At 59.3% G+C, this 7,582-nt stretch carries 7 protein-coding genes; all 7 read right to left on the reverse strand.

Annotation, left to right across the window (positions count from 1 at the left end):
- Positions 1-28: 28 nt before the first annotated feature.
- The 7 genes from dnaB to rnr all read right to left on the reverse strand — a co-directional run bounded on the left by dnaB (position 29) and on the right by rnr (position 7,328).
- Positions 29-1,426, reverse strand: coding sequence for a replicative DNA helicase (dnaB, locus tag HU811_RS22875; RefSeq protein ID WP_027911801.1), 1,398 nt, complete (start codon positions 1,424-1,426; stop codon positions 29-31).
- Positions 1,427-1,562: 136 nt separating this feature from the next.
- On the reverse strand, positions 1,563-2,009 hold the full coding sequence (gene rplI / locus HU811_RS22880; RefSeq protein WP_047227319.1) for a 50S ribosomal protein L9: 447 nt from the start codon (positions 2,007-2,009) through the stop codon (positions 1,563-1,565).
- Between the two features lie 18 nt (positions 2,010-2,027).
- Positions 2,028-2,921, reverse strand: coding sequence for a YybS family protein (locus HU811_RS22885; RefSeq protein WP_047227318.1), 894 nt, complete (start codon positions 2,919-2,921; stop codon positions 2,028-2,030).
- 36 nt (positions 2,922-2,957) lie between these two features.
- Complete coding sequence (gene rpsR / locus HU811_RS22890; RefSeq protein WP_002551829.1) at positions 2,958-3,188, reverse strand: 30S ribosomal protein S18; 231 nt, start codon at positions 3,186-3,188, stop codon at positions 2,958-2,960.
- A gap of 28 nt (positions 3,189-3,216) precedes the next feature.
- Positions 3,217-3,645, reverse strand: coding sequence for a 30S ribosomal protein S6 (rpsF, locus tag HU811_RS22895; protein ID WP_003186395.1), 429 nt, complete (start codon positions 3,643-3,645; stop codon positions 3,217-3,219).
- 306 nt (positions 3,646-3,951) lie between these two features.
- Positions 3,952-4,713, reverse strand: coding sequence for a 23S rRNA (guanosine(2251)-2'-O)-methyltransferase RlmB (rlmB, locus tag HU811_RS22900; protein ID WP_092395762.1), 762 nt, complete (start codon positions 4,711-4,713; stop codon positions 3,952-3,954).
- Positions 4,710-7,328, reverse strand: coding sequence for a ribonuclease R (gene rnr / locus HU811_RS22905; RefSeq protein WP_186658233.1), 2,619 nt, complete (start codon positions 7,326-7,328; stop codon positions 4,710-4,712). Before rnr ends, rlmB begins: the two co-directional genes overlap by 4 nt.
- Positions 7,329-7,582: the final 254 nt, after the last annotated feature.

The following is a 7,582-nucleotide window of genomic DNA, read 5'->3' on the forward strand; positions in this document are numbered from 1 at the left end:
CCTTCGCGAGCAAGCCCGCTCCCACAGGTCACTCATCGTCATCAAAATTGTAGCTACCCGGCGCCAGGTTTTCGAAGCGTGTGTACTTGCCGATAAAGGCCAGGCGGATGAAGCCGATCGGGCCGTTCCGCTGCTTACCGATGATGATTTCGGCGATGCCCTTGTGTTCCGTCTCCGGGTGATACACCTCGTCACGGTAGACGAACATGATCACGTCGGCGTCCTGCTCGATCGCTCCGGATTCACGCAAGTCGGAGTTCACCGGGCGCTTGTTGGGGCGCTGTTCCAGGGAACGGTTCAACTGAGATAGCGCCACCACCGGGCAATTGAATTCCTTGGCCAGGGCCTTGAGGGAACGGGAAATTTCGGAAATCTCGTTGGTCCGGTTGTCACCGCTGGAGCCCGGAATCTGCATCAACTGCAGGTAGTCGATCATGATCAGCGCGATATCACCGTGCTCACGCACCAGACGACGGGTTCGGGCACGCATTTCCGAGGGGCTGATACCGGCAGTGTCGTCGATGAACAGCTTGCGGTCGTTGAGCAGATTGACCGCCGAAGTCAGGCGCGGCCAGTCGTCATCTTCCAGTTGGCCGGAACGGACCTTGGTCTGGTCGATACGCCCCAGGGACGAGAGCATACGCATGATCAGCGATTCACCTGGCATCTCCAGGGAGTACACCAGAACGGCCTTGTCACTGCGCAACACGGCGTTTTCCACCAGGTTCATCGCAAAGGTGGTTTTACCCATGGACGGACGGCCGGCGACGATGATCAGGTCTGATGGCTGCAGACCGCTGGTCTTCTCGTCCAGGTCGGTGTAGCCGGTGGACAGACCGGTGATGGCGTTATCGGTGTTGAACAAGGTGTCGATGCGGTCGATGGCCTTGGTCAGCAGATCGTTGACGCTGACCGGACCACCGGTTTTTGGCCGGGCCTCGGCAATCTGGAAGATTTGCCGTTCCGCTTCGTCGAGGATTTCGGCAGCGGTTCGGCCTTCGGGGTTGAAGGCGCTGTCAGCGATTTCGGTACTGATACCGATCAATTGGCGCAAAGTCGCCCGTTCACGCACGATCTGGGCATAGGCCTTGATGTTGGCGACAGACGGCGTGTTTTTTGCCAGCTCACCCAGGTAACCGAGACCGCCAACCTGAGAAGTCTGACCTTCCTTGTCCAATTGCTCGGCGAGAGTCACCACGTCGATCGGCATGTTCTGATCGGCCAATCGTGCGATGGCACGGAAAATCAGGCGGTGGTCATGTCGGTAGAAATCGCCGTCGGATACTTGATCGAGCACGCGTTCCCAGGCGTTGTTGTCCAGCATCAGACCACCGAGCACGGCCTGTTCGGCCTCGATGGAGTGCGGAGGCACCTTCAGGGCAGCGGTTTGCAGATCGTATTGCTCGGGAGCGGTGATTTCGTTCATGGCCACTTGATTCTTTTGGAAACGCAGGGGGTTTTGAAAATCAGCAATTGCAGAAAGACAAAGGGCACGACCTGTAAACAGGATCGTGCCCGATGTTACCGACTAGTACCCGAGGGTGCCAGCCGACAGGTATTGCTTAAGCTGCTACCACGACAACGCGTACGGTGGCTTCAACTTCGGCGTGCAGGTGCACGGCTACGTCGAATTCGCCTACGTTGCGGATGGTGCCGTTCGGCAGACGAACTTCGCTCTTCGACACTTCAACGCCAGAGGCGGTCAGTGCGTCAGCGATGTCGTGAGTACCGATCGAACCGAACAGCTTGCCTTCGTCGCCAGCGGTGGCAGTGATGGTCACTTCCAGCTCGGCCAGTTGGGCAGCACGGCTTTCAGCCGAGGTCTTACGGTCTGCTGCGGCTTTTTCCAGCTCAGCGCGACGCTCTTCGAACGCGGCCAGGTTGGCAGCGGTCGCAGCGGTAGCTTTGCCGTAAGGCAGCAGGTAGTTACGGCCGTAACCGGCCTTAACGTTTACTTTGTCACCCAGGTTGCCCAGGTTGGTGACTTTTTCCAGAAGGATCAGTTGCATGTGAAAATCCTCTAACTTTTAACCTTCACCGTTCGCGTTGTCGGCGTCTTTCGGCGCCATACGACCGCGAAAATCAATCAGGCTGTCGACGATGGCCAGGACCACCAGCAACGGATAGATCAGCTGCATGAACAGCAACAACGTGACGTACAACCCCACCAGCCAGAACCTGGCCAGTCGCTTTTGCGCCACCAGCCCGTGAATCAGGGCCAGAGCAGCAAATACCAGCGGTACGCTGCACAACGGCGTGAGCATGGCCATCTGCGGACCGAAGTTCGGTCCCAGAAGCATGCCCGCCAGCAGCAACATCGCCAGCCCAAGCGGGAAACGGATGGCGCGAAATTCGCGACCAAAACCACCCGGGTTGTACAACAACGCCTGCCAGTAGCGCCCGATAATCAGGCTCAGCACACTGACGATTTGTAACAAGGCCGCAATCAGGCCGGTCAGGACCGGTGCGATCAGGGACGCGAAACGCGCTTGCTCCTCTACCGACATCTGCTGGTAGAGATCACCGAGGGCCTCGGGCAGGATTTTTATCAAAGCCTGCGACAACATCTCGATCTGGGGCGCGAAAGCCACCCCGAGCACCACTGAAAACACCACTCCCATCGCTATGCTGACCAGCAGCACGCGGTTCCAGGATTCACTAGCGCGCAACACCAACGCCAGCGCCGAAGACCCCAGCAGCACCATCAGTGCCCGCGGGTCAGCGGAATACAGCCACCAGAGCAAAGCCGGCAGCAGTCCCAGAGCAAGTACGCCAAGGGCGTCCTTCAATCCGCGCCGCAGGAGTACAAGACTCACCGCGGCAGCACCCAACCAATACAACAACGGCAATGCCGCGCATCCAGCCACTACCAGAGTGGCCTGCATACGACCGCGCATGATGAACTCAGCTAAGGCGCGCATGCATTCAATCCTTTGCTACGTGTCGACTGCCCGGTCTCAGCGGCCGTGGCTGTCGGTGTAGGCCAGCAGGGCCAGGAAGCGGGCGCGCTTGATAGCGGTGGCCAGCTGACGCTGATAACGAGCTTTGGTACCGGTGATACGGCTTGGAACGATTTTGCCGGTCTCGGATACGTAGGCTTTCAGAGTGTTGAGATCTTTGTAATCGATCTCTTTCACGTCTTCAGCGGTGAAGCGGCAGAATTTACGACGACGGAAGAAACGTGCCATGTGATTGGCTCCTTAAAAGGTCCGTGGATTACTCGTCAGCGTTATCGCTGTTGTCGCTGTCGCTATCGCTGTCATCGCCATCGGCGCTGTCAGAGTGCTCAGGACGGTCGCGACGCTCACGGCGCTCACTGCGGTTTTCTTCAGCCTTGAGCATCTCGGATTGGCCGGTGACGGCTTCTTCGCGACGGATGACCAGGTTACGGATCACTGCATCGTTGTAGCGGAAGTTGTCTTCCAGCTCGGCCAGGGCCTTGCCGGTGCATTCAACGTTCAGCATCACGTAGTGAGCCTTGTGAACATTGTTGATTGCATAGGCCAGTTGACGACGGCCCCAATCTTCCAGACGGTGGATTTTGCCGCCGTCTTCTTCGATCAGCTTGGTGTAACGCTCAACCATGCCGCCGACTTGCTCGCTTTGATCCGGGTGGACCAAAAAGATGATTTCGTAATGACGCATGAATGCTCCTTACGGGTTGTAGCCTGCCGCTCAAAAACGGTCAGACAAGGAGTGAATGACACTTATGGACTTGTGGACGCTAGACACATAAGTGCCTGCCATCACAGCAAGGGGCGCAATTGTAGAGAAGGGCCGAGGGCGGCGCAAGGTGATTGGTGATTATTTGAACAACCACCGTTCCTTACCCAACACATGACACTGTGGGAGCGGGCTTGCTCGCGAATGCGGTCAAACATTCAACATATTCGCTGAATGACACACCGCATTCGCGAGCAAGCCCGCTCCCACATTTAATTTGCGTCTGGCTTAGGGCTTTTTGGCGGCTGCTTTCACGCCACGCTGGCGCTGGGCCTCAAACAGGCACACCCCGGTCGCGACCGAAACGTTGAGGCTGCTGACACTGCCGGCCATCGGCAGCTTGACCAGGTAGTCGCAGTGCTCGCGGGTCAGGCGGCGCATGCCCTTGCCTTCAGCACCCATGATCAGGATGGTCGGGCCCGTCAGGTCCTGGTCATAAATGCTGACCTCGGCCTCGCCCGCCGTGCCGACCACCCACAGACCGCGCTGCTGGAGTTTTTCCAGGGTACGCGCCAGGTTGGTCACGGCTACCAGCGGGATCACTTCCGCCGCGCCGCAGGCGACTTTACGCACCACCGGCGTCAACGTCGCCGACTTGTCTTTAGGCACGATCACCGCCAATGCACCGGCCGCATCGGCCGAGCGCAGGCAAGCGCCAAGGTTGTGAGGATCGGTCACGCCATCCAGTACCAACAACAATGGCGCGCCTTCGGTGCGATCGAGCAACTCGTCGAGCATCGCCTCGCCCCAGACCTGGCTTGGGCTGACCTCGGCCACCACACCCTGGTGCACACCTTCGACCCAAGCATCCATTTCCCGCCGTTCGGCCTGGCCGACCGCTACGCGATTCTCGCCAGCCAGCTCGATCAGGGTCTGGACCCGCGGATCACTGCGGCCTTCCGCCAACCAGATCTGCTTGACTCGCTTGGGATGGTGACGCAGCAATGCTTCCACGGCATGCACGCCGTAGATTTTTTCCAACTGACTCATGACTTGGCCTTGGGTTTACGCGCCCCGCCGCTCTTGGCTGGGGCCGAGCCCGCTTTCGGCGGGCCTTTACGGTGTTTGCTCGGCTTGCCGGTCGCCTTGTCCGGCGCCGACCGTCCGGTCTTTCCCCCAGACGCCGCTTTACCGCCGCTCTTGGCTTCGGCCAGCAACGCCTGTTTCATCTCACGACTTTTGCGCAGCTCGGCGTTTTTCGCCGCCGCATCGCTCGGGCGATAGGCTTCAACGGCCTTTTCCTTGGCCGGACCACGACGCCCGGATTTGGCCGCAGCAGGCTCGGCGGCGGTCTTGGCCGCAGGCGCAGAAGTTTCAGTGCCGCGCTTCTTGCGACCAATCGGCGCGCTGATGGTTTTTTCCGCCATCTCGAAGTCGATCTTGCGCTCGTCGAGATCAACGCGCATGACCCGCACTTCGACCGTATCGCCAAGACGGAAGCTGCGACCGGTACGCTCACCCGCCAAGCGGTGATGCACCGGGTCGAAGTGGTAGTAATCACCCGGCAGCGCGGTGACGTGCACCAGGCCTTCGACGTAGATGTCGGTCAGCTCGACGAACAGGCCAAAACCGGTCACGGCTGTGATCACGCCCGGGAACGACTCACCCACGCGATCTTTCATGAACTCGCACTTGAGCCAGTTCACTACGTCGCGAGTCGCTTCATCGGCACGGCGCTCGCTCATCGAGCATTGCTCGCCGAGTTGCTCCAGGGCCGCCTCGTCGTACGGGTAGATACGCGCCTTGGGAATGGTCATAGCACCGGCACGCTTAACGTGCGGGGTGTTCATCTTCGAGTGGATCACGCTGCGGATCGCCCGATGCGTGAGCAAGTCAGGGTAGCGACGGATCGGCGACGTGAAGTGGGTGTAGGCTTCGTAATTCAGGCCGAAGTGACCCTGGTTATCGGCGCTGTATACCGCCTGGCTCAACGAGCGCAGCATCACGGTCTGGATCAGATGGAAATCCGGGCGATCCTTGATACCGGCCAGCAGGGCCTGATAATCCTTGGGCGACGGACCATCCTTGCCTTTATGCAAGGACAGGCCGAGCTCACCGAGGAAGGCGCGCAGTTTTTCCAGGCGCTCCGGCGGCGGGCCATCGTGGACCCGGTACAGCGCAGGAATCTCGTGCTTCTTCAGGAATTCAGCAGTGGCCACGTTGGCGGCCAGCATGCATTCCTCGATCAGCTTGTGGGCATCGTTGCGCACCGTCGGACGAATCTCGGCGATCTTGCGCTCGGAGCCGAAGATGATCCGGGTTTCCTGGGTTTCGAAATCGATCGCGCCACGCACGTGACGGGCCGCCAGCAGCACTTTATAGAGCGAGTACAGCTCTTTGAGATGCGGCACGACATCGGTGTATTCGCCACGAAGCTTGCGCGACTCGGCAAGTTTCGGGGTTTCCAGCATCGCGCTGACCTTGTTGTAGGTCAGGCGGGCGTGAGAATGGATCACCGCCTCGTAAAAGCAATAATCGGTCATCTCGCCGGATTTGGAGATGGTCATCTCGCAAACCATGGCCAGGCGATCAACGTGAGGATTGAGCGAGCACAAGCCGTTGGACAGTTGCTCTGGCAGCATCGGTACGACGCGCTCGGGGAAGTACACCGAGTTGCCGCGCACCTGGGCTTCGGCGTCCAGCGCCGAGCCGAGTTTCACGTAGCTGGAAACGTCGGCAATTGCCACGTACAACTTCCAGCCGCCGGAGAACAGGCGCAATTTGCCCGGCCGGGCTTCGCAGAAGACCGCATCGTCGAAATCCCGTGCGTCTTCGCCGTCGATGGTGACAAACGGCAAGTGGCGCAGGTCGATGCGTTTCTCTTTGTCTTTCTCTTCGACTTCAGGCTTGAGCTTGGCGGCTTCTTTGAGGACCGCTTCGGGCCAGACATGGGGAATGTCGTAGGTGCGCAAGGCAACATCGATTTCCATGCCCGGCGCCATGTAGTTACCGACCACTTCCACCACATCGCCCTGGGGCTGGAAGCGCGGGGTTGGCCAGTGGGTGATTTTCACCTCGACGAACTGACCGACCTTGGCGTTGGCATTGCGGCCCGGGGTGACCAACACTTCCTGCTGGATCTTCGGGTTATCGGCGACGACAAAACCGATGCCGCCTTCTTCAAAGTAACGGCCGACAATGCTTTCGTGGGCACGGGACACCACTTCGACGATCACGCCTTCACGGCGGCCGCGGCGGTCCAGGCCGGAAACCCGGGCCAGGGCCCGGTCACCGTCGAACACCAGACGCATCTGCGCCGGGCTCATGAACAGATCGTCGCTGCCGTCGTCCGGGATCAGGAAGCCGAAACCGTCACGGTGACCGGCGATGCGGCCCAGGATCAGGTCAAGCTTGTCCACGGGCGCATAGGTGCCACGCCGGGTATAGATCAACTGCGCATCGCGCTCCATGGCGCGCAGACGGCGGCGCAGGGCTTCGAGCTGGTCTTCGGTGGTCAGACCGAACTCTTCGACCAGTTGCTCGCGGCTAGCAGGCGAACCCCGATCGGCGAGATGCGCCAGGATCAGTTCGCGGCTAGGAATAGGGTTTTCGTATTTTTCCGCTTCACGAGCGGCCTCGGGATCGAGGGACTGCCAATCGGCCATTAGAGAGTTTTCACCTTGTCTATATGCGGGTTAGTTTGGCATAGGCGTAATGAAACGGGAAATTTCAAGCGCCTGATGCCTTTTTCTGAAGTCTTTTGACCCCTTTTGAAGCCCGGAAATGCACCGCTCGTGAAATTTACCGGTTTTTTTCTCGGGAGGGGTTTACAGTTAAAAACACGCTCCGTATAGTGCGCGCCATCGACGACGCACACGCGCTGCCGATACTGCCCAGATGGTGAAATTGGTAGACACGC

The organism is Pseudomonas tehranensis (assembly GCF_014268615.1).
In the GTDB taxonomy this organism is placed as follows: Bacteria; Pseudomonadota; Gammaproteobacteria; order Pseudomonadales; family Pseudomonadaceae; genus Aquipseudomonas; species Aquipseudomonas tehranensis.

What these genes read in the sequence shown, in the direction of transcription:
- dnaB (WP_027911801.1), bottom strand. Translation starts at nt 1,426, where the DNA reads ATGAACGAAATCACCGCTCCCGAGCAATACGATCTGCAAACCGCTGCC.
- rlmB (WP_092395762.1), bottom strand. Translation starts at nt 4,713, where the DNA reads ATGAGTCAGTTGGAAAAAATCTACGGCGTGCATGCCGTGGAAGCATTG.
- rplI (WP_047227319.1), bottom strand. Translation starts at nt 2,009, where the DNA reads ATGCAACTGATCCTTCTGGAAAAAGTCACCAACCTGGGCAACCTGGGT.
- rpsF (WP_003186395.1), bottom strand. Translation starts at nt 3,645, where the DNA reads ATGCGTCATTACGAAATCATCTTTTTGGTCCACCCGGATCAAAGCGAG.
- HU811_RS22885 (WP_047227318.1), bottom strand. Translation starts at nt 2,921, where the DNA reads ATGCGCGCCTTAGCTGAGTTCATCATGCGCGGTCGTATGCAGGCCACT.
- rpsR (WP_002551829.1), bottom strand. Translation starts at nt 3,188, where the DNA reads ATGGCACGTTTCTTCCGTCGTCGTAAATTCTGCCGCTTCACCGCTGAA.
- rnr (WP_186658233.1), bottom strand. Translation starts at nt 7,328, where the DNA reads ATGGCCGATTGGCAGTCCCTCGATCCCGAGGCCGCTCGTGAAGCGGAA.